The organism is Mesorhizobium sp. M1050 (genome assembly GCF_040318715.1).
Taxonomy (GTDB): domain Bacteria; phylum Pseudomonadota; class Alphaproteobacteria; order Rhizobiales; family Rhizobiaceae; genus Mesorhizobium.
The window spans coordinates 36,337-57,611 of record NZ_JAMYMV010000022.1; the positions used below are offsets into that span (position 1 = coordinate 36,337).

16 protein-coding genes are annotated in these 21,275 nt (G+C 62.7%); 9 read left to right on the forward strand and 7 right to left on the reverse strand.

What is annotated here, in order from left to right; all coding sequences use genetic code 11:
• Window positions 1–513 precede the first annotated feature (513 nt).
• The gene (locus tag NKH57_RS14745) at window positions 514–1,563 is read left to right on the forward strand and encodes an aldo/keto reductase (protein WP_352945095.1); all 1,050 of its coding nucleotides are present in this window, start codon (window positions 514–516) and stop codon (window positions 1,561–1,563) included.
• A gap of 48 nt (window positions 1,564–1,611) precedes the next feature.
• On the opposite strand, the gene NKH57_RS14750 is transcribed toward NKH57_RS14745, so the two are convergent.
• The gene (locus NKH57_RS14750; RefSeq protein ID WP_352945056.1) at window positions 1,612–2,520 is read right to left on the reverse strand and encodes a LysR family transcriptional regulator; all 909 of its coding nucleotides are present in this window, start codon (window positions 2,518–2,520) and stop codon (window positions 1,612–1,614) included.
• A gap of 119 nt (window positions 2,521–2,639) precedes the next feature.
• Between NKH57_RS14750 and NKH57_RS14755 the strand changes: the two genes are divergently transcribed.
• On the forward strand, window positions 2,640–3,821 hold the full coding sequence (locus tag NKH57_RS14755) for an MFS transporter (protein WP_352945058.1): 1,182 nt from the start codon (window positions 2,640–2,642) through the stop codon (window positions 3,819–3,821).
• A 56-nt stretch (window positions 3,822–3,877) separates the two neighbouring features.
• Complete coding sequence (locus NKH57_RS14760) at window positions 3,878–4,912, forward strand: aldo/keto reductase (RefSeq protein WP_352732017.1); 1,035 nt, start codon at window positions 3,878–3,880, stop codon at window positions 4,910–4,912.
• A gap of 34 nt (window positions 4,913–4,946) precedes the next feature.
• On the opposite strand, the gene NKH57_RS14765 is transcribed toward NKH57_RS14760, so the two are convergent.
• Window positions 4,947–5,219 (reverse strand): usg protein, encoded by a 273-nt coding sequence (locus NKH57_RS14765; RefSeq protein WP_352732019.1) that lies wholly within the window; start codon window positions 5,217–5,219, stop codon window positions 4,947–4,949.
• Window positions 5,220–5,534: 315 nt separating this feature from the next.
• On the opposite strand from NKH57_RS14765, the gene acs reads away from it, so the two are divergent.
• A complete protein-coding gene (acs, locus tag NKH57_RS14770; protein ID WP_352945061.1) occupies window positions 5,535–7,490 on the forward strand; it encodes an acetate--CoA ligase in 1,956 nt (651 codons plus the stop codon).
• A gap of 81 nt (window positions 7,491–7,571) precedes the next feature.
• Here the strand turns inward: acs and NKH57_RS14775 are convergent, their stop codons facing one another.
• The 3 genes from NKH57_RS14775 to NKH57_RS14785 form a co-directional block, all read right to left on the reverse strand.
• On the reverse strand, window positions 7,572–8,840 hold the full coding sequence (locus NKH57_RS14775) for a class I SAM-dependent methyltransferase (protein ID WP_352945063.1): 1,269 nt from the start codon (window positions 8,838–8,840) through the stop codon (window positions 7,572–7,574).
• A gap of 355 nt (window positions 8,841–9,195) precedes the next feature.
• On the reverse strand, window positions 9,196–10,674 hold the full coding sequence (locus tag NKH57_RS14780; RefSeq protein ID WP_352732025.1) for a pilus assembly protein TadG-related protein: 1,479 nt from the start codon (window positions 10,672–10,674) through the stop codon (window positions 9,196–9,198).
• 324 nt (window positions 10,675–10,998) lie between these two features.
• On the reverse strand, window positions 10,999–11,868 hold the full coding sequence (locus NKH57_RS14785) for a transglutaminase-like domain-containing protein (RefSeq protein ID WP_352945065.1): 870 nt from the start codon (window positions 11,866–11,868) through the stop codon (window positions 10,999–11,001).
• Between the two features lie 527 nt (window positions 11,869–12,395).
• Between NKH57_RS14785 and NKH57_RS14790 the strand changes: the two genes are divergently transcribed.
• Window positions 12,396–14,345, forward strand: coding sequence for a coiled-coil domain-containing protein (locus NKH57_RS14790; protein WP_352945067.1), 1,950 nt, complete (start codon window positions 12,396–12,398; stop codon window positions 14,343–14,345).
• A 1,072-nt stretch (window positions 14,346–15,417) separates the two neighbouring features.
• Window positions 15,418–16,083, forward strand: coding sequence for an HAD-IA family hydrolase (locus NKH57_RS14795; protein WP_352732031.1), 666 nt, complete (start codon window positions 15,418–15,420; stop codon window positions 16,081–16,083).
• A gap of 141 nt (window positions 16,084–16,224) precedes the next feature.
• On the opposite strand, the gene NKH57_RS14800 is transcribed toward NKH57_RS14795, so the two are convergent.
• A complete protein-coding gene (locus NKH57_RS14800) occupies window positions 16,225–16,446 on the reverse strand; it encodes a DUF1674 domain-containing protein (protein ID WP_023762523.1) in 222 nt (73 codons plus the stop codon).
• 105 nt (window positions 16,447–16,551) lie between these two features.
• Between NKH57_RS14800 and htpX the strand changes: the two genes are divergently transcribed.
• The 3 genes from htpX (at window position 16,552) to NKH57_RS14815 (ending at window position 20,825) form a co-directional block, all read left to right on the forward strand.
• Window positions 16,552–17,568 carry a zinc metalloprotease HtpX gene (htpX, locus tag NKH57_RS14805; protein ID WP_352732033.1) on the forward strand — a complete coding sequence of 339 codons (1,017 nt, stop codon included), beginning with the start codon at window positions 16,552–16,554 and terminating at the stop codon, window positions 17,566–17,568.
• On the forward strand, window positions 17,565–18,953 hold the full coding sequence (locus NKH57_RS14810) for an RsmB/NOP family class I SAM-dependent RNA methyltransferase (protein WP_352945070.1): 1,389 nt from the start codon (window positions 17,565–17,567) through the stop codon (window positions 18,951–18,953). Before htpX ends, NKH57_RS14810 begins: the two co-directional genes overlap by 4 nt.
• A gap of 147 nt (window positions 18,954–19,100) precedes the next feature.
• On the forward strand, window positions 19,101–20,825 hold the full coding sequence (locus tag NKH57_RS14815) for a heparinase II/III family protein (RefSeq protein ID WP_352945072.1): 1,725 nt from the start codon (window positions 19,101–19,103) through the stop codon (window positions 20,823–20,825).
• A gap of 28 nt (window positions 20,826–20,853) precedes the next feature.
• Here the strand turns inward: NKH57_RS14815 and NKH57_RS14820 are convergent, their stop codons facing one another.
• A complete protein-coding gene (locus NKH57_RS14820) occupies window positions 20,854–21,162 on the reverse strand; it encodes a putative quinol monooxygenase (RefSeq protein WP_023762528.1) in 309 nt (102 codons plus the stop codon).
• Window positions 21,163–21,275 lie beyond the last annotated feature (113 nt).

Here is a 21,275-nt window from a genome sequence, read left to right on the forward strand (position 1 = left end):
CGAACACCTTTCCCACAAACAACCCGGTGACCGGCTTCACAACCGGCATGTCTCCGACGGGCTGCATCCAGACATCTATGTGCGATGGCTGGACTTGCCGGATGGTACGCACTGTCCGCCTGGGCAGGCTTCGGCGGCAGCAGCTACGCCGATTATCTTCTCGTCGTCATGACCGGCTTCCTTGTTATCGCGGTGGCGTTGCCGGCCGTCGCCGGGCATGTCTGGCATCGGCACCGCCCGTGGACACCCGCGAGCATCGGCAGCTTCGAGGATTGGATCGCCGGCGAATTCGATCTCGGCCAGGGCAACCGCGTTGCCTCCAAGAGAGCGCTGCTCGAAATTCTGCTGCCGCTTGCCGCCGTCGCCTTCGGCATGACAGCCTTCGCGATCGTGGCGCTACTGGCGGCACGTCCACGCGTCGGCCAGATGAGAAATTCTTTGGGCCAACACTGGAAACGAAACGTACCGTTCCTATTTGTTTTGTGTCATCACAAACTCTCTGGAGCCTCCACCATGCGTTATAACCAGCTTGGAAATACGGGGATGTTCGTCTCCGAACTCTGCCTCGGCACCATGACCTTCGGTGCTGCCGGCGAAAATGCCCAATGGGGCCTGATCGCCAGCCTCGATCAGAAGGGCGTCAACGAGATCATTGCCCGCTCGCTCGCCGCCGGGGTCAATTTCTTCGATACCGCCGACGTCTACTCCTTCGGCGCGTCCGAACGGCTGCTCGGCCAGTCGCTCAGGGATCTCGGCGTCAACAGACAGAATGTGGTCATCGCCACCAAGGTGCACGGCGCCATGGGCGAAGGCCCCAACCAGCGTGGCTCGTCACGCGGACACATCATGGATTCGGTCGACGCCAGTCTCGAGCGGCTGCAACTCGACCATATCGATCTCTATCAGCTGCACGGCACCGACACCGTGACGCCGATCGACGAGACGCTGCGGGCGCTGGACGATCTCGTTGCAAGCGGCAAGGTCCGCTATGTCGGTGTCTCTAACTGGCAGGCCTGGCGCATCGCCAAGGCGCTCGGCATCGCCGACCGCAAGGGTTTTGCTCGCTTCGAGACCGTCCAGTCGTATTACTCGATAGCCGGTCGCGACCTTGAACGCGAGATCGTGCCGCTGCTCAATGAGGAGAAGCTCGGCCTGATGGTGTGGTCGCCGATGGCCGGCGGACTGCTGTCGGGTAAATACGGGCCCGGCGCACCGGGCAATGGCGAAGGGCGCCGCGCTTCCTTCAACTTCCCACCGGTCAACGAGGACCGCGCCTGGGCGGCTGTGGCCGTCATGCGCGAGATCGCCAAAAAGCATGACGTGAGTGTCGCGACAGTCGCGCTGGGCTATGTTCTGGCCAAACCCTTCGTGATGAGCGTCATCATCGGCGCGAGCCGCATGGAGCAGCTGGAGCAGAATATTGCGGCGACGCAGCTGAGGCTCGACGCCGACGATCTTGTCCGCCTCGATGATGTCAGCGCCTTGCCGGCCGAATATCCCGGCTGGATGCTGGAGCGTCAGGCTGCCGGCCGGCGCCCAGCGCCGTTCACGCCGAAAGCATAACGCGGCCAATGCCGACATCTCGGGAGCCTGTGGGCTCCCGAGCGCCAGTCAGCTCAGCCGAACGCTCTCCACGAGAAAATCGAGAAAGGCGCGCACCCGCGCCGGCAGATGCCGGCCTTGGCCGACATAGACGGCGTAGGTGGCCTCCTCGTCGCCTGGATTGAAATCCTCGAGCAGCGGCACCAGCCGGCCGGCAGCGATATCGGCCGCCACATGCCAGCGGGCCAGCCGGGCGATGCCCGCGCCCGCCAGCGCCATCAGCCGCATTGCCTCGCCATCGCTGACCAGCGTATTGCCGATGATTGGAACCATGATGGAGTTGCCGGCCGCATCGAGAAAAGGCCAGCCGTCGAGGTGCCGCATGAAACCGAAACCCATGCGGTTTTGCCTGTCGAGATCGGTCGGTGTCAGCGGCGTTCCGTGCGTTTCGACGTATGAGGGCGCCGCGACGACCACCACTGGGCTTTGCCCAAGCTTTCGCGCCATCAGCCGTGATTCGCTGAGCGGCCCGGCACGAATGGCGACGTCAGCACGTTCCGCCATCAGGTCGATGACGCTGTCGCTCAGCACCAGATCGACCGAAATCTCGGGATAGCGCTCGAGGAAGCGCGGCAGCAGCGGCATCAGCCGGTGCACTCCGAAGGGAACGTAGGTGTTGACGCGCAGCCGTCCGCGCGGTGCCGCACCCGCCGCGGCCTCCTGCTCGGCCGCCGCCATGTCGGCGAGGATGCGCAGGCCGCTTTCGTAGAACGCGGTGCCTTCCGGCGTCAGTTGCAGTTTTCGCGTCGAACGGCTGACCAGCCGCGCGCCGAGCCGCGCCTCCAGCCGCGCGATCAGCTTGCTGACCGCCGACGGCGTCATCCGCAATGCGCGTGCCGCGGCGGAAAAACTACCGTCCTCGACAACACGCACGAAGACTTCGATCTCGCCGGAGCGATTGATGTCGGGTCTAGCCATCTGTGAATCTATTTCACAGAAAATATGCCCAGCGCAAGTCTGGTTCACAATGCATGGCGACACGATCTTGCAGGTCGGAGCGCGGGACGGCGCTCCTCGCCATCGAAGTGGAAACCGCCATGCCTCTTGCTCTCTACGCCCTCGCCGCCGGTGCCTTCGGCATCGGTGTCACCGAATTCGTCATCATGGGCCTGCTGCTCGATGTCAGCAAGGATCTCGGCGTCTCGATCTCGGCCGCCGGCCAGCTCATTTCCGGCTATGCGCTTGGCGTCGTCATCGGCGCGCCGTTGTTGACCATCGCCACCGGCAACTGGCCGCGCAAGACGGTGCTTCTGGCGCTGATGGCGATCTTCACGCTTGGCAATCTCGCCTGTGCGCTGGCGCCAGGCTACTGGACCTTGATGGGCGCCCGCATCATCACCGCCTTTGCCCATGGCACCTTCTTCGGCGTCGGCTCTGTTGTCGCCACCGGACTGGTCGCACCCAACAGGAAGGCCTCGGCGATTGCGCTGATGTTCACCGGCCTGACCATCGCCAACATCCTCGGCGTTCCCTTCGGCACCTGGCTCGGCCAGGCCTTGGGCTGGAGGTCGACCTTCTGGGCGGTGACCGTGGTCGGCCTGGCGGCCTTCGCCGTCATCCTGGCTCTGGTGCCACGCAGCCAGACGGCGCCCGAAAAGAGCGACCTGCGCGCCGATCTAGCCGTCTTGCGCCGCACGCCCGTCCTGCTCGGCCTCGCCACCACCGTGCTCGGCTATGCCGGTGTCTTCGCCGTCTTCACCTACGTCGCCCCGTTGCTGACCGAGATAAGCGGCTTCAAGGAAGCGGCGGTATCGCCGATCCTGCTCGTCTTCGGTGGCGGTCTCATCGCCGGCAATCTCGCCGGCGGCAAAGTCGCCGACCGCTGGCTGGTGCCGGCAGTGCTGGGCAGTCTCGTGGTGCTGGCCGTGGTGCTCGCCACCATGACCTTCGCCATCCACAGCCAGGTGATGGCCGTGATTTATGTCGGCCTGCTCGGTGCCGCCGCCTTCGGCACCGTGGCGCCGCTGCAGATGTGGATGCTGGACAAGGCGCAAGGTGCCGGCCAGAGCCTTGCCTCGTCCTTCAACATCGCCGCCTTCAATCTCGGCAACGCGGCAGGTGCCTGGCTCGGTGGCGCGGTGATTACCGATGGCCTCGGCCTTGGTGCGCTCACCTGGGTCGCCGCCCTGCTGCCGCTCGCGGCACTCGCCGTGGCGGGACTGGCGATGCGTCTCGATCGTCCCCAGGCGCTCGGCGCGCCTGCCTCCGTCCGGTCGTGAATATCTGAACCGGATTGATTTCGACACCCTTCTTCCACACCACCAGGAGCAAGAAAATGGACTATCGACGTCTCGGTGCATCAGGCCTGAGAGTGCCCGCACTCTCGTTTGGCGCGGGAACCTTTGGCGGCTCCGGCCCACTGTTCGGCGCCTGGGGCAACAGCGACGCCAGGGAAGCGCGGCGGCTGATCGACATCTGCCTGGAGGCCGGCGTCACTTTGTTCGACACTGCCGACGTCTATTCGAACGGTGCCTCGGAAGAGGTGCTTGGCGAAGCGATAGAAGGCCGTCGCGATGCCGTGCTGATCTCGACCAAGACCTCGCTGCCGATGGGCGACGGGCCGGCCGATTACGGCTCGTCGCGTTCGCGGCTAATCAAGTCGGTGGACGCCGCGTTGAAACGTCTCGGCACCGACTACATCGACCTTTTGCAGCTACACGCCTTCGATGCCGGCACGCCGGTCGAAGAGGTGCTGTCGACGCTGGACGATCTCGTACGCGCCGGCAAGCTGCGTTATGTCGGCGTCTCCAACTTTTCCGGCTGGCAAGTGATGAAGTCGCTGGGGGAAGCCGGCAAGCACGGCTACTCGCGCTATGTCGCGCATCAGGTCTACTATTCGCTGGTCGGCCGCGACTATGAATGGGAGCTGATGCCGCTCGGCCTCGACCAGGGCGTCGGCGCTTTGGTGTGGAGCCCGCTCGGCTGGGGTCGCCTGACCGGCAAGATCCGCCGTGGTCAGGCGTTGCCGGAAAAGAGCCGGCTGCACGACACGGCAAGCTTCGGGCCGCCGGTCGAGGACGAGCATCTCTACCGGGTCATGGATGCGCTGGACGCGGTGGCCGGGGAAACCGGCAAGACCGTGCCGCAGATCGCCATCAACTGGCTGCTGCAGCGCCCGACCGTATCGTCGGTCATCATCGGCGCACGCAACGAGGAACAGCTGCGCCAGAACCTCGGCGCTGTCGGTTGGAATTTGACGCCGGAGCAGATGAAAAAGCTCGACGCGGCAAGCGAAGTCACCGCGCCTTACCCGTATTTCCCCTATCGCCGCCAGGAAGGCTTCGCCCGGCTGAACCCGCCGGCGGTTTGAGTTGGCAACCCCTGAACGGCGGCCCTGCCGCCGTTCAGTGCAAGACGAACTCGCCGTCCACCTTGCGCCATTCATTCGGCGCGATCAGCTTCTGGTGTGTGTAGCTGATCGAATGCAGCGGCCCGTCGAGCTTGGCCTTCCAGAATTCGATGAACTTGATCAGCACCGGAAAGTTCGGCGCCAGATCGTAATCCTGCCAGATGAAGCTCTGCAACAGATGCGGATGGTCGGGGAAATGATAGAGAATCTTGGCCGTGGTCAGGCCATAGCCTTTGAACATCAGGTCCATTTCGGAATGGTCGCGCATGGCAGTCCTCTTGGGTGGTCTCTGGTTGAGTCTCCTTTCCTCCCAAGGTCAGAGTGTGCGCGCCGTTGCTTAACTGTCTATTGATTTTTCCTGATCGAGAACGGGTTTTCCGCGCGAAAACATGCAGTTAGCAGCGAGCTGATCTGAGTGCTGACAGCCTTGGATAGGCCCCCTGCGGCATCCCGCCGCGCGAATCCAACGTCTAATATTGCGATGACGGACGAACTGGTAATAATGCCGCCGAATTCGCGGCAGCTTTGCTGCGATCCCGCCGGCGTTTCAAGCCGGCGGATCGGTTTGGGAGGGAAGTCCGGAATGTCCGAGGTTCATGTCCATCGCGTCCAGCCGGCGTGGAAGAAAAACGCGCTGATCGACAATGACACCTACCTGAAATGGTATGCCGACAGCGTCAAGAACCCGGACAAGTTCTGGGGCAAGCACGGCAAGCGCATCGACTGGTTCAAGCCCTACAGCAAGGTCAAGAACACCTCCTTCGATGGCAAGGTCTCGATAAAATGGTTCGAGGACGGGATGACCAACGTCTCGGTCAACTGCATCGACCGGCACCTGAAGAAGCGGGGCAACCAGACCGCCATCATCTGGGAAGGCGACAATCCCTACGACGATAAGAAGATCACCTACAACGAGCTCTACGAGCATGTCTGCCGGCTTGCCAATGTGATGAGGAAGCACGGCGTCAAGAAGGGCGACCGCGTCACCATCTACATGCCGATGATCCCGGAAGCCGCCTATGCGATGCTGGCCTGCACTCGGCTAGGTGCCATCCACTCGATCGTCTTCGGCGGCTTTTCGCCGGATGCGCTGGCCGGGCGCATCGACGATTGCAAGTCGACCTTCGTCATCACCGCGGATGAGGGCCTGCGTGGCGGCAAGCCGATCCCGTTGAAGGACAACACCGACAAGGCGATCGACATCGCCGCGAAAGCCGGAACGAAAGTTGAAAAGGTGGTGGTCGTGCGCCGCACCGGCGGCAAGACCGGCTGGGTGGCCGGACGCGACGTCTGGTACCATGACGAGGTCGCGACGGCCAGGCCTGAGTGCAAGCCGGAGAAGATGAAGGCCGAGGATCCGCTGTTCATCCTCTACACGTCGGGCTCGACCGGCAAGCCGAAGGGCGTGCTGCACACCACCGCCGGCTACCTCGTCTACGTCTCGATGACGCACCAATATGTCTTCGACTACCATGACGGCGATATCTACTGGTGCACCGCCGATGTCGGCTGGGTGACCGGCCACAGCTACATCGTCTACGGCCCGCTCGCCAACGGCGCCACCACGCTGATGTTCGAAGGCGTGCCGAACTATCCGTCGCAGTCGCGCTTCTGGGACGTCATCGACAAGCACAAGGTCAACATCTTCTACACCGCGCCGACGGCGCTGCGCGCGCTGATGGGCGCCGGCGATGCGCACGTCACCAAGACGTCGCGCAAATCGCTGCGCGTGCTGGGTTCGGTCGGCGAGCCGATCAACCCGGAAGCCTGGGAGTGGTATTTCAACGTCGTCGGCAACGGCAAGGTGCCGATCGTCGACACCTGGTGGCAGACCGAGACCGGCGGCATCCTGATCACGCCGCTGCCTGGCGCCACCGATCTCAAGGCAGGTTCGGCGACGCGGCCGTTCTTCGGCGTCAAGCCGCAACTGCTCGACGGCGAAGGCAAGGTGCTGGAGGGTGCCGCCGACGGCAATCTGTGCATCACCGATTCCTGGCCCGGCCAGATGCGCACCGTCTATGGCGATCACGACCGCTTCATCCAGACCTATTTCTCGACCTATAAGGGCAAGTACTTCACCGGCGACGGCTGCCGCCGCGACGCCGACGGCTATTATTGGATCACCGGCCGCGTCGACGACGTCATCAACGTCTCCGGCCATCGCATGGGCACGGCAGAAGTCGAATCCGCGCTTGTCAGTCACGACAAGGTTTCGGAAGCCGCCGTCGTTGGCTATCCGCACGACATCAAGGGCCAGGGCATTTATTGCTACGTCACGCTGATGGCCGGCGAGCAGCCGAGCGAGGAATTGCGCAAGGAGCTCATCGCCCATGTCCGCAAGGAGATCGGTGCCATCGCTTCGCCCGACAAGATCCAGTTCGCGCCCGGCCTGCCCAAGACGCGCTCGGGCAAGATCATGCGCCGCATCCTGCGCAAGATCGCCGAGGATGATTTTTCGGCACTCGGCGACACCTCGACGCTGGCCGACCCGGCCGTCGTCGACGATCTGATCGCCAACCGGCAGAACAAGAAGGCTTGATCCAAACCAGGACTGCACTTGCACGGTCGGTCGATCGTCCGGCCAGCATCGAGGTCGGCGACACGATGAGAGTCCTGTAAGCTACCGGTACAAATCCGCCCGCGTCGGCGGCAGCCCGCTTGGACCACGCGCGCGCTTGGTCACGACGGTCTGGAAAATCTGCGCCGAGGCGCGCTCGAAAGTGATCGAACAGCCGGTCAGGTAGAGCAGCCACAGGCGTGCCTTCGGCTCGCCCACCTCGGCGATTGCCTCTGCGAAACGTGCACGCAATCGCTCGGCCCACAACCTGCAGGAGCGGGCATAGTGCTCGCGCAGGTTCTCGACATCGTAGACAAGAAAACCATGCGCTTCGAGATTGCCGAGCGTCATGCCGATTGTGTCGAGTTCACCGCCGGGGAAGATGTATTTGATCAGGGCCTTGTATTCCGGCCCCTTGCGCAGGGTCTTTTTCATGTCGCCCTTGCTGCGCCTGGTGATGGCGTGATGCAGGTAGATGCCGCCCGGATTGAGCAGGCGATGAACGGTCGAGAAATAAGCGGCATGGTTGGCAAGGCCGAGATGCTCGAACATGCCGATTGACGATATCTTGTCGAACGAGCCGGAGAGTTCCGTATAGGATTTTATCTCGATGGTGATGCGGTCCTCCAGCCCCTCGGCGCGGATGCGCTCACGGGCAAGACTGGTCTGCGCCTCCGACAGCGAGACACCATGGCCGATGACGCCATAGTTCTTCGCGGCATGGATGAGCATCGCTCCCCAGCCACAGCCGATGTCGAGCAGTCTTTCTCCGGGCTTCAGCCGGAGCTTGCGACAGATGTGGTCGAGCTTGTCGATCTGCGCTTGATCGATGCTGTTGGCGAAATCTTTGAAGTAGCCGCAGCTGTAGACCATGCGCTCGTCGAGGAAGAGCCGATAGAAAGCGTTCGAAATGTCATAGTGATGCTGGATCGCTTCCTGGCTTGAACCGCTGACGAAGGGATTGCGTCCTGAAAGATCGGTCCGCGCCGTCATCTGTTTCCTTGAAAACAGCACTGCCGGCAGGTCCCGCAGGATCGCCAGCTTCGGCAATGTCTTCAACTTCGTCCTGAGTTTGCCTTGCGAGGGCAAGGCGTAGAAATCGAACAGCGATCCCTCTTCGATGTCGACGGTCTTGGATATCCACATTTCGATCAGCGTCGAGAAGGTGGGGTGGCGGACCATCTGCCAGACGATGTCCTGGTCGTTGATGGTGAGCACCGGGCCGGTGACCGGGCCGATCCGTTCGCCGGTCCACAATCTGACCGCGAAGCCTGGCTTCAGCGTCTCGATGATCGTTCGAACGATCCGAGCTGCCTTGTCGGCTGCCTCCATGACAATCCTCCCTCCCTTCTAGCTTGGTCAGGTTGAGTTTGCCCGTCAGACCGGTCGGTCGCAATCCCGCGGAAAACCCGCTGGCGCCTTTTTCAACACGACGCCTTGCCATTTCCCAAATGAGACCCCATCATCTCGGAGTGTTCAACAAATCGAAAGGAGGTGATCCGATGTCGAGTGATTTCGTTTTCCAGAACGTGGCCTCAGCGGATTGCACTTTCGGGAAGCAGTCTTCCCGTTAAGGCGCGAGATGCGCGGCGGGTGACCTGTGTCATCGCCATAGGGCCGCGCCACGGACGGAAACACGGAAGGCCGCCAGCTTCGCAAGAAGCGGCGGCCTTTTCCTTTTTGCGGATTACTGGGTCAACATGACCTTTTCGGTGTTGCGGATGATTTCCTGAAAGGCGGAGTCCAATTCTGCTCCGGTGGAAACTTCGAAGAAATGTCTCTTGGCGGCGGAGACGTCCTTCGATGAACAGTCCTTCAGCACCGCCTTGGCCTGGTCGCGCTCGGTTGCCGACATGTCCTTGTCGTTCAGATCGAAGCCGATGGTGAAAATCTCGATGCCGTCGCTTTTCATGTTGCCGCACAGCGTCTCGGCGTTGCCGCGCGCAAGGCTGCCTTGGCTGTTGTAGCTGCTCCCGACGCCGGCGAAGGCGGTGTTGAATTGGCCATCGGTCATCAGGATCGCTACCTTGGCGATCTTCTTCGGATCGGCATCCGAGGCGCCTTTGCCCAGACCGGCATTGTTGATCGCAGTGCGCCATTGCGGCGACAGCATATAATAGGTCCACTGAATGGCGATTGCGCCGGCCGTGTAACCATCGGCCCGGAAGGCGTCGATCGAATCCAGCAATGCGCTGGACTCGGCGGTCAGCGGGATCACTTTCGCATCAGGGCACCTGTTCATTCCCCCGCCACCGAGATGATCATCCCGGTTGACCAGGGCGTAATATTTCTTGCCGTTCCCGTCTGCCCGAACCGTGTCCGGGCCGTCGGCGCTCAAATCCGCATCGCCGTTTTTGTCCTTGCGCTCCGTGGCGCAATTATCCGGGTGCGGCATCGCCGCGCCAACAATGGAGATGTAGTCGTTGAAGGACGGCAGCAAGTTTTTGCCAGTCTTGGCGACGAGAAGCGAACCGCCGGCGACCGGCGGTAGCTCGGAACTCCCTTGCTTCTCGGCATAGACGTTTTCAGCCAGCTTGCCGGCATTCACGCCAGATGCGTACGGCACAATCGCGACGCGAACGCGGGGGTTCTTCGGATCCTGGTTCCGGAGCATGGTCTGGACGGCGTTTTTCGCAGCTGCTTTCAGATCGCCGATCTTGTCGACGTTGCCCCGCTTCGCCATCGATCCTGTTATGTCGAGCATCATCGCCACTTCGATGGTCTTGTCCGAATAGAGCGCCGTCGTGGAAGCGGCGACGCGTCTCGTATCGCTCATGCCGAAAATCGGGAAGAACAAGGCAACATCGACATGGGCATCCACTTGGACCGTCTTGGCGGTCTTGTCGACGATCAGCCGGTCAAGGACGACCTGGCCAGCTTGTAGAATTCCGGCGCTATCGTTGGCGTCGAGAAAAGCCTTCACCGAATTGTTGGCATCGGCTTCCTTGATGACCCCAGTGGTCAGGTCGCGTGCCGTCGATGTCACCGCGGCGTCGACCACGCCTTGGAGGCTCGATTTGGCATTGTAGAGCTGCGAGATGTTGACCGAAAAGCCCGCAGCCAGCGCCAAGACCGAGGCGCTAAGGCCGAACAGGACTGCGAAATTTCCACCGCGATCCCCGGCGAACCCGCCGACCGCTTGAACAAGACCCCCGTAATTCCGCATCCTACAGCCCCCGCTTGCCTCGGCCTCGTCGCCGCAGACAAGGCAATGCAGGATTCCCGCCGGACGACGCCGCTTGGCCCCGAAAGCACGCCCACCCTTCAGCAAGACGTTGTTTTTGCTTGATTTCGTCCTTTGCGAAGGTGAATGACTGGTAAACAGAACAACGCGCGCTGCGGCTGCGTTTACGAGCTGGTTACCATCCTCGAGACGAGCCAATCGAAGAAGGCTCAACGACGTCCTGTTGCGGCACAGGGCCTCTGTGCCGAAGCGGACCAGCTGTTCCGAAACCGCAGCATGCGAAATGGTCGGTCCGACGCCTCGCGACTAGGCCAGCATCTGCGCGCTGACGGTCCTGTCGATGCCGCGATAGGGCGGGTTGAACAGATTGCCTTCCTGTTCGTAGGTCCACACCTTGAACAGGCTGAGCCGGTGCGGGCCGAAGCTGTGCAGCAGCGGCACGTCGGTGGCGTCGCGGCCGCGCGCGATAACGACGCGACCGATCCTCGGCATGTTGTGGCGGGGATCGAACGTGTACCACTTGCCGTCGAGGAACGCTTCCAGCCATGCCGAGAAATCCATCGGCGCCGGATCGATCGGCACGCCGATGTCGCCGAGATAGCCGTTCACATAGCGCGCCGGAATGTTCATGCAGCGGCACAGCGTGATCGCCAGATGAGCGTAGTCGCGGCAGACGCCGACGCGCTCCTCATGCGCCTGGGCCGCGGTGCGGGTCGAGCGCGCATAGCCGTAGCCGAACGACAACCGGTTGTGGACATAATCGACGATGGCTTGCACGCGCGCCCAACCAGGCGGGATGTCGCCGAAGAGCTGCCAAGCCAGGTCACTCAGATGATCTGTCTCGCAATAGCGGCTGCCCAGGAGATAACCGAGCACCTCGTCCGGCAGGTCCGCCACCGGCACTTCCCTGGCCACTGTGTTGACCTCGTCCGTCTCGCCGCTGTCCTCGATGACCGCGTCGTAGAGGATGCGAAAGCCGCCAGCGGGCGCGGTGAAGCGGCGGCAGCCATTGCCGTACGGATCGTGATAGAGCCTGGTCGACACGGCAGGCGATGTCAGCAGCCGCGTCTGCCGCTTGATGTCGGCCTGCCTGTCCTTGTGGATCTCGAGCAGCGAAATCACCGGGGTGGCCGCAGTACATTCGATGGCGATTTCGTAGCCGAGCCGGATCAGCATCGCAGTCCCCCTTCGATTATCGCGGAAAGCAGTTTGTTGGAACGCGACGGAACGGCCTGTGGTTCCCATTGGGACGTCGCCTTTTCAACAAAACAGCCAGCTCGCGAATGGTTCGCCCAGCCATTTCCCTCGTAGGCTATCGGTGGCGAACCTACTGACCAAGACTTAGACCTACTGACCAACGTTGGAATGAGGTCCGCCCGACGGGACCGCGCCAGCGGTCGAGGTGACGAAGAACAAAGTGCCGGCGATGGCGCGGCTGGGTGCCGCTGTTATGAATATGGTGACGGTTGACCGTGGAGTTCTGTGACCTAGCTTAAAGCTCAGGATGGACCGGCCACGGCCGGAAATGATGGAACGGTACGCAAGATTTCTCGGGACGTTGGGATGCGGAGGCACTGGGCTGGAGGGACCTCGAGGCAAGTGACAAGTTCGCGAGCGATCCAAGGCTTGGCCAGCGCCAAGGTGAGGGCCAAAACACCGCTTCACGAGCTTAAGAATACACGCAAGACCGCACGGGCAAGCCAATGCCAAATTATCTTGCTGAGATTTACGCAGACGACGCAGAGATTGCCGTACTGGGCGCGATAGCATTACTTGCGTCAATAGGCATCTATCTTGTGCTTCGGCGCATCGTCATCGGAGTGCAAAGGCGACGTCGCCTAAAACCAGATGCCGACCTAAGCGAAGGCATATCCTATCCTCCCGGGCAGGCTCCTTGGGACTGGCAATGCCCGGTCGACCCTGCGACCGAGCGTGTACCTTCTTCTCAGCTTGCAGCTCTCTCAGACACGGCACACCCGAATGTTCGGCCCTCGAATGCCAATTACCAGCAGTTCGGGGTGCGGGTCGAACATTTCGACGCAAGTTCCGAAGCTTGCGCGCGCTCGTCAATGGCCCAGACCAGAGCTTTTGCCTCCGCAACCCCGCAATCCGGTCGACTTGCGACATCCATCAGAGAAATCGCTGACTATGTTTATAGGCAGGCGGCGGTCAATTTTGCCGCTCTAAGCGAACCGGTGTTGTGGATTCTGAGCCGTGCGCCGACACAATTAGCCTTCGCGGAACGCGGGAAGCGAATCAGTGGGTCAGGGTCCGCATGGGACCAATTGCGTCGCAAGGCTGCTCAGTCGGTCAATCCGGCGCATCGCGGTTTGAAGACCACAGCTCAAACGGGACGATCCAGCCTGGATCCCGACCCGGCCATCGCGACGGCTTCACCCTCTCGCGTTATCAGGCCGATCGGTCTTGTACTCCGTTTGGGCGCCGCAATCTGTCTGGCCGTGCCGCTTGGCTATGCGATGACGAGACAAAACTGGATCGAAAGAGCCCCCGCCATTTCGCCGGCGCAAGGCCACGCCAATCCGGAACCTTCGCGATCCTTCGAGCTTCCGGCGAGTGCTGCGCTAGGCATGCATGGACCAGCCCAGGGAGACGGGCGCACGAGTGTCGAATTGCTCAATTCCGATCTTAAGGCTACTCGGGCGCAAATCGGGGCAGCTCGTGCTCAGGCAGCCGCTGCGAGGGAATTGGCCGGCCAGGAGCAGCGGGCGGCGGAAGGCGAGCGCGCCAGGAGCGCCGCTCTGCAGCAAGCGCTCCTCGATTCGAGCAAGCAGATCGACGCGCTGAGGGCGACCATGGCAGCCGCCGACAATGCACGCGAGGAACGAATGCGCAACGAACTCGCGGCAGCTCGAACCCTTGACGCATTTCGACGCATTGCGGGAGATGCCCGTACGCTGCTGCGCGAGACCGCCAACTATGTTTTTGTGGAGATGCCCGCTGCTCATCTGGAGCGTCAGCGATCGGAGCGGCTGGCGCGCGATTTATCGCGAGCGCGGGCGCAAATTGAACAGCTCGAGATCGAGACCGCCAAGGATCGTGCCAAGGCCAAGGTTTCGCTGGCGCAAGCGAGCGGAATGCTCGATGAGGAGCGCCGGAAGTCTGCGGATCTTCGTGGCGATCTCGCCAAAGTCAAACTGTCCAATGCCGCGCTCGTGAAGCGCGCGGACGCGGCTGAGCAGGGACGGACCGGTGCAGTCACAGCGAGAGAGCGTGCTGAACAGACTGCAGCCGAGACGGCACGGGCTCTGGACCGAGAACGCGCTGCAGCAGTTTCGATCCATGAGGATCTCGACAGAGTTCGCCGCGAGCGCGACGCCGCCCGAGCACTCGTGGCAGGGGTCGCCGACTTGAAGACGGCTCTGGACAAGCAACGTGAAGCCGCTGCTACTCTTGCCCGCGACTTGGCCGCCGCACGCGCCGACAATGACAGGCTCAGGACTGAGCGTCCCAGCGCGCAGATCGAGCCGCCGCTGAGGACGCGTTCTGCCCGCGCAGCAGCCGCGACCGGCCAAGTGAAGGCTGTCAGCCAGAAGACTGCACGCAGCAAGGTTCGCAATCCATCGCGGATGACCAGCGTGCGTTCCATCACACTTCCCTATTCGCTCAGGCCGAGACAAGCGACGTTGGAGTGATTTCCAAAACGACTGCGCGATCCCTCTTTGAGGCCCCGAAGGTCATAGCTACGCCGTAGGCCAGGATGAATCATCTCTTTCGAATTCGTCCTGCTCCCGTCGGCGAGGAGTTCTGTGCCATGCGCTATGTCAGTCCGATCACGCTGCCTGTCGCATTCAATTCGCATTTGATCGGCGCCCGCCGCGTCTCTACGTTGCTTTGCCGTACATAGTCGATGCTGACCTCAATGGGAGCCGAGATCGTATCTGGGCTCAGGCGATGTATGAAACCTGCGCTGCTGACGCGCACGCTGGTCGCACCGAACGGAGCGGCGGCCGACTCGATTGCATCATGGCAGGCGCGAACGACTTTATTCGGGACGCCCGGCCGCGCTACGATTGGACTGACCGTTGATGAATTGTTGCTGTCGCTGGAAGGCTGCAGGGTGGGCGGGAGGCCGAGCGGCTGTCCGCGGTCTGCGGACGGGACGATACTGGCCGTAGTTGGCGCTCCTACGGTCGTTGTAGTGGTACCGGTCTCGCCGTCGTCCGGCGGTGAACTGCCGCTGGGGCTGGGGTCGCCGCCAAGCCCTTTCTGCGGGCCGCCGTTGCGGCCTTCGCTGCGATGGCTGCCAGCGCCATGGCTTCCGCCATCAGTGCCTCCACCATTGTCAGCATGATGGCCGCCAGCGCCTTGCCCTCGGCCGTTCTGGTCGCCGGCTGCAGCGCCTGCGCCAGCTATCGCGATGGAGCAAACGACTGCGAGAAATGCCCAGCTGTATCCACGGTATTGACGCAAGACGACCTCCATAGGTGTGTCGGTCTGACCGTTCCGAGGCATGCAGTCAGAACGGCACAACCGCCGCTGCCCCCAAAAGGCAAACTCGCGAGTAATGCGCCCAGGGGGGCAATTAGGGGAGGAGTCCGGCGTAGCAAGGTCCCGGTTGCGCAATGTTGAGCCGACCTGGAGGAGTTAGCTATTCCAACTTTGCGGAGGGACCATCGAAAAGGTGACCCTCGCGCCTTCCCATAAGGATGCTGCGACGTTAGGTTCGGCGACCGCCACAAGCACTCCGGTGACTCAAGGAATACCATGTTCGCAGGCAGAAAATTCGCGGCCTTCCTCTTCGATATGGATGGCACGCTCATCAATTCCATCGCCTCTGCGGAGCGAGTGTGGAGCGATTGGGCACGCCGCCAGGGTCTGGACGTCGCCGCCTTCTTGCCGACGATCCATGGCGTGCGCGCGATCGAGACCATCACCGGCCTGGCACTCCCAGGCGTCGACCCGGCGCACGAGGCTGATCTGCTGCTGAAGGCCGAGGCGGCCGATCTGGATGGCATTCTCCAGATCGCCGGCGCCGTGGCGTTTCTCGATGCGCTGCCGCCCGAGCGCTGGGCGATCGTGACCTCCGCGCCACGCGAGTTGGCGCTGTTGCGCATGAAGGCTGCCAGCATCCCTGTCCCGGCCGTCATCGTCGCGGCGGAAGATGTTTCCCGCGGCAAGCCGGCGCCCGATTGCTTCCGGCTTGGCGCGGAGCGGCTCGGCTTCGACGCGCGCGACTGCCTTGTGTTCGAGGATGCTCCGGCTGGCATCGCCGCCGCCGAGGCAGCAGGAGCCGCGGTCATGGTCATCAATGCCACGCACCAGCATCCGTTGCAAACGCAGCATGCCGCAATCGCCGGCTACGACATGATCGGCATCACCTTGGACGAAGATGGCTGGATCGCGCTCGAGCCGCAGCGCAGCGCCGCTTAGGGTGTGTTGAGATTCAGGTCAGGCCGAGTCGAAAGCGGTGGTTTCCGAGAACCGGAGCGGAGCGTACCTAAAGTACGTGAGCACCGGAAGCGCAGGGAACCGCCGTTTGCAGACCGGCATCACCTGAATATCAACATACCCTTAGAAGTCGCTGGTCAGGCCCTTTACCTCCCAATCGCCATAGCGACCGGGCTCCTTGCCGCCGCGGCCGCCGATTTCCTTCGGCGCCGCTGCTTCCTTCTCCAGATATTCTATACGTCTTGCTTCGGCTTCCGCGAGCGCACGTCTGGCTTCCGGCGTCAGTGCCTTTGGCGCGACGTCATCGCCGGGGTCGACATCGGTTTTGCTGGGCTCGTCGTTCATGCGATATTTCCAGTGGATTGAAACAGGACCAGGCGTTTCCCATCATATAGCGATGAACCTACAACGATCGACCCTTTTTCGCTCCCATCTGGACAGGAGCAGACGATGAACACACTTCGCACCGCCATGCTTCTTGCCGCGATGACGGCACTGTTCATGGGCGTCGGCTTTTTGATCGGCGGAACCGGCGGCATGATGATCGCGCTGCTGATCGCCGCCGGCACCAATCTGTTCAGCTACTGGAACGCCGACAAGATGGTGCTGTCGATGAACCGCGCCGTCGAGGTCGACGAAAGGACCGCCCCCGAATATTACGCCATCGTCCAGTCGCTGGCCAAACAGGCCGGCCTGCCGATGCCGAAGACCTACCTGATCGACAATCCGCAGCCGAACGCCTTCGCCACCGGCCGCAATCCGCAGAACGCGGCGGTCGCTGCGTCCACAGGTCTGTTGCAGGCTTTGACGCATGAAGAGGTCGCGGCTGTCATGGCGCACGAACTCGCCCACGTGCAGCACCGCGACACGCTGACCATGACGATCGTCGCCACCTTCGCCGGCGCCATCTCGATGCTCGGCAATTTCGCCTTCTTTTTTGGCGGCAGTCGCGACAACAACAACCCGTTCGGCTTTGTCGGCGTGCTGGCGGCGATGATCGTGGCACCCTTTGCCGCGATGATCGTGCAGATGGCGGTCAGCCGGACCCGCGAATACGAGGCCGACCGGCGCGGTGCCGAAATCTGTGGACACCCCCTCTGGCTAGCATCGGCCCTTGACAAGATCGCCCGCGGCGCCGAACGCATCCGCAACCCCGATGCCGAGCGCAATCCGGCGACCGCGCATCTCTTCATCATCAATCCTCTTTCCGGCGAGCATATGGACAGTCTGTTTTCCACCCACCCGAACACAGAAAACCGCATCTCTGCTCTCCAGGCGATGGCGCAGCAGATGCAAGGCGGCGGCACTCAAGTTCCTCGCCGGGCCCAGACGCCGCGAGCCGACGAACAGCGGCCATCGGGCCCATGGGGACAAGCCGCGCAGCCCGAACAGCCGGCGGAACCCGCCAAGCCGAAATCCAACCCATGGGGTCGCAACCCGACCGGGCCCAAGGGCCGGTGGTCGTGAGCGTGGCGGACCGAGGGCCGCGACGCACGGTTTCAGGTGACCAGGAACACAGAGGCGGCGGCGACATCGTTGCCGGCCTTGCCGCCCGCAAAGCCGCCGCACGACTGCTTGCCGCCGTCATCGACGCAAGGACACCTCTGGACGGGTTGACCGACCACGAGAACGGCCATCCGCAATACAAGGCGCTAGACCTACGCGACCGCGGCCTCGTGCGCGCCATTCTGGTTACAGCACTGCGCTATCGCATGACCATATCAGGGCTGCTGGCGCGGCGCCTGGAGAAGCCGCTGCCACCCAACGCGACCGCGCTGTCGCACATATTGCATGTCGCGGCTGCACAGATCCTGTTCCTCGACATTCCCGACAGCGCCGCAGTCGACCTGGCCGTGACCCATGCCAAGTCCGATCCGCGCACGGTGCGCTTCTCCGGCCTGGTCAACGGCGTGCTGCGCACGTTGGCGCGTGCCAAGGAAACGGAACTTCCTGCCGCTCTCGCCGCTACCGACGAAGCGCCCAAATGGTTTTCCGACCGGCTGAAGGCAACTTACGGCAATGACAAGACCCGACAGATCCTGGCAGCCCACCGCGTCGAGGCGCCGGTCGACTTTTCGGTCAAGGCGGATCCCAAGCTTTGGGCCGAAAAGCTCGGCGGCATCGTCCTGCCGACCGGCACGGTCCGGGTGGAAAGGCTTGCCGGGCCCGTCACCGAACTGCCCGGTTTCGCCGACGGGGCCTGGTGGGTCCAGGACGCCGCGGCCAGTCTGCCGGCCCGATTGTTCGGCGATGTCAGCGGGCTTCATGTTGCCGATCTCTGCGCGGCCCCCGGCGGCAAGACCGCACAGCTCATTCTTGCCGGCGCCAAGGTTACCGCCGTCGATACCTCGAAGAACCGGCTGGTGCGGCTAACGCAAAACCTCGACCGTCTCGGTCTGTCCGCCGAGATCGTCCAGGCCGACCTGCTCAAATACGAGCCGAAGGAATTGTTCGACGCCGTTCTCCTCGACGCGCCCTGCTCGTCGACCGGTACGGTGCGGCGGCATCCCGACGTGCCATGGACCAAGACGGCCGCCGATGTGGAAAAACTCGCGGACCTGCAACGCAGGCTGCTCGCCCGCGCCGTCACGCTGGTGAAACCCGGCGGCAGGATAGTCTTTTCGAACTGTTCGATCGACCCGCTCGAAGGCGAGGACCTCTATCGCGCCTTTCTGGCCGGCACGGCTGGAATAGCCAACGATCCGGTGCAGCAAGGCGAAATCGCCGGCATCGATCCATTCCTGACGCCGCACGGCACGCTGCGCACCACGCCCGCCGACCTCGATCTTGGTTCGCCCGGGATCTCCGGTCTCGACGGCTTCTTCGCGGCTCGTATCCGCCGAGCCGGCTAAGCATCTAACTGCCCGGAGTTACCGGCATTTTGGCGACGATCGGGGTCAAAACCGGGTGAACCGGCATCGTGCCGTGGAATTCGCCTTCGCACGAGTCTTGCAATCATGTAAACTCGACGTCGGGGTATTGGACGATCAGGAGGGGTTTTGGCACTTGCTGCCAGCAGCACGACGCGTCTGTGGACGCTTGTCGCGAAGGAGTTTTGGCGCAAAACGCGCCGGCGCCTGCGTGCCGGGCCGGTCTACCGCTGGCGCTATTTTGGCCGCACGCCGGAACGTGTGCTGATCGCACCGCCGGACCTGCGCCTCGCCGACCCGCAGATCGCACTTGAGATCTACTATGGGCGCTATCCCCTGTCGGGGCATCTGGTCGAGACCGGCGGCAAGTCGCCTTTCCAGATCAACGTGCCCAATCATGGCTGGCAGAAAACGCTGCACGGGTTTCGCTGGCTGCGCCACATGCGCGCCGCCGGGACCGAGCTTGCCGCCGCCAACGCCCGCGCCCTGGTTTCCGACTGGATCGTTATTCATGGCAGCCATATTTCCGGCGTCGCCTGGGAGCCCGGCACCGCCGCCAAGCGCATCATCGCCTGGCTGCAGCACTCCTCGGTCGTGTTGCAGGGGGCCGAGTTCCCCTTTTACCGCGCCTTCCTGAAATCGCTCGCCGTCCAGATCCGCTACCTCAGGTCGATGGCGCGCGAGATGCCGGACGGCAAGGACAGGCTGCGTGCCCGCATCGCGCTCGCTTTCGCGGCCTTGTCCCTGCCGGCGCCGGCATCGGCGCTGCGCGGCGCGACCCGCAATCTTGCCACGGAACTCGACCGCCAGATCCTGGCCGACGGCGGGCATATTTCGCGCAATCCAATGGTCGTCCTGGAAATCCTCGCCGACCTTCTGCCGCTGCGGCAAACCTATGCCAATCAGGCGGAAACACCGCCGCAGGCGCTGATCGGCGCCATCGACCGCATGCTGCCGGCGCTGCGCTTCTTTCGCCATCAGGACGGCAGCCTCGCCCGCTTCAACGGCATGGGCGCCACCATCCACGACCGCATCGCCACCATCCTGCGCCACGACGACACCGCCGGCGCGCCGTTGCTGCATGCGCCGCATTCCGGTTATGAGCGCCTGTCGATGGGCGGGGTGACGGTCATCGCCGACACCGGCCTGCCGCCGCCGATCGACGTGTCCAACGCCGCACATGCCAGCTGCCTCGCCTTCGAACTGTCGTCCGGGCGCCAGCACTATATCGTCAATGCCGGCATCGACACCTATGGTGCGGCTGAATTCCGGCCGCTGGCGCGCGCCACCGCCGCGCACTCGACCGCCACCATCAACGATACCTCGTCGGCACGCTTCAGCCATTCGCTGCGTGTCAACGACCTGCTCGGTTCGCCGCTGATCGGCGGCCCCCAGCATGTGCAATGCAAGCGCATTGACCAGAAGGGTGTTCAGGGGTTCATCGCTCGCCATGACGGTTATGTCGTGCGTTTCGGTTTTCTGCATGAGCGCGAACTGACGCTCTCCTCGAACGGCAATGTGCTGGTCGGCAGGGATCGCTTCCAGCGGCCCGGCAATGCGTCGATCCGCAACAACGGCCGCGACTTCGTCACCGTCCGCTTCCACGTCCACCCCGACATCAACCTGTTGCAGGACGAGCATGATCGCCTGGTGATGACCGCCGATCAGGCCGACAACTGGGTATTTACTTGCGCCGAAGTGGTGCCGGAGGTTGAGGAATCGATCTATTTCGCCGGTCTTGGCGGCCCGCGCCGCAGCCGCCAGATCGTGCTTGCCTTCAAGGCCTCGGAAGTTGCCGAAGTCCACTGGCAGCTGACGCGCACCAGCATCGCCGGTTACCCGGAAAACAACTGAGCCTGCCGTGCGAAAGCAGCCGGCCCGCTCAAGCTTGCTGCGGGACACCGAAAGCATCGTAAGTGGTGAGCGAGGGCGGACCGGCGAATGCGAAGCGGATCTTGTCGACCATCGCCGCCGCCTGGCCGCTTCGGTCATAGCGCTCGGCATCCTCGACGGTGCTCCACACTGTGATCGCCATGAATGTGTCGCTCGCCTGATGTTGCTGCAGCAGCACGGCGCTGATGTTGCCGCTTGCGGCGCGGATGGCGGGGATCGCCTCGGTTTCATAGATCGCCCGCAATTGCTCGGTCGTGTCCGGCAACGCCTTGAATTGGCCAACGCGCACAAACGCCATCAATTCTTCTCCTCCACCAGCAAGACAAGCTTATATATGGGCCAGCAAATTGCATACGAAAACGTCGGCGCTTGATTTCCGGGCGTCATGTGCTACGGCCCCCGGATGCTTCA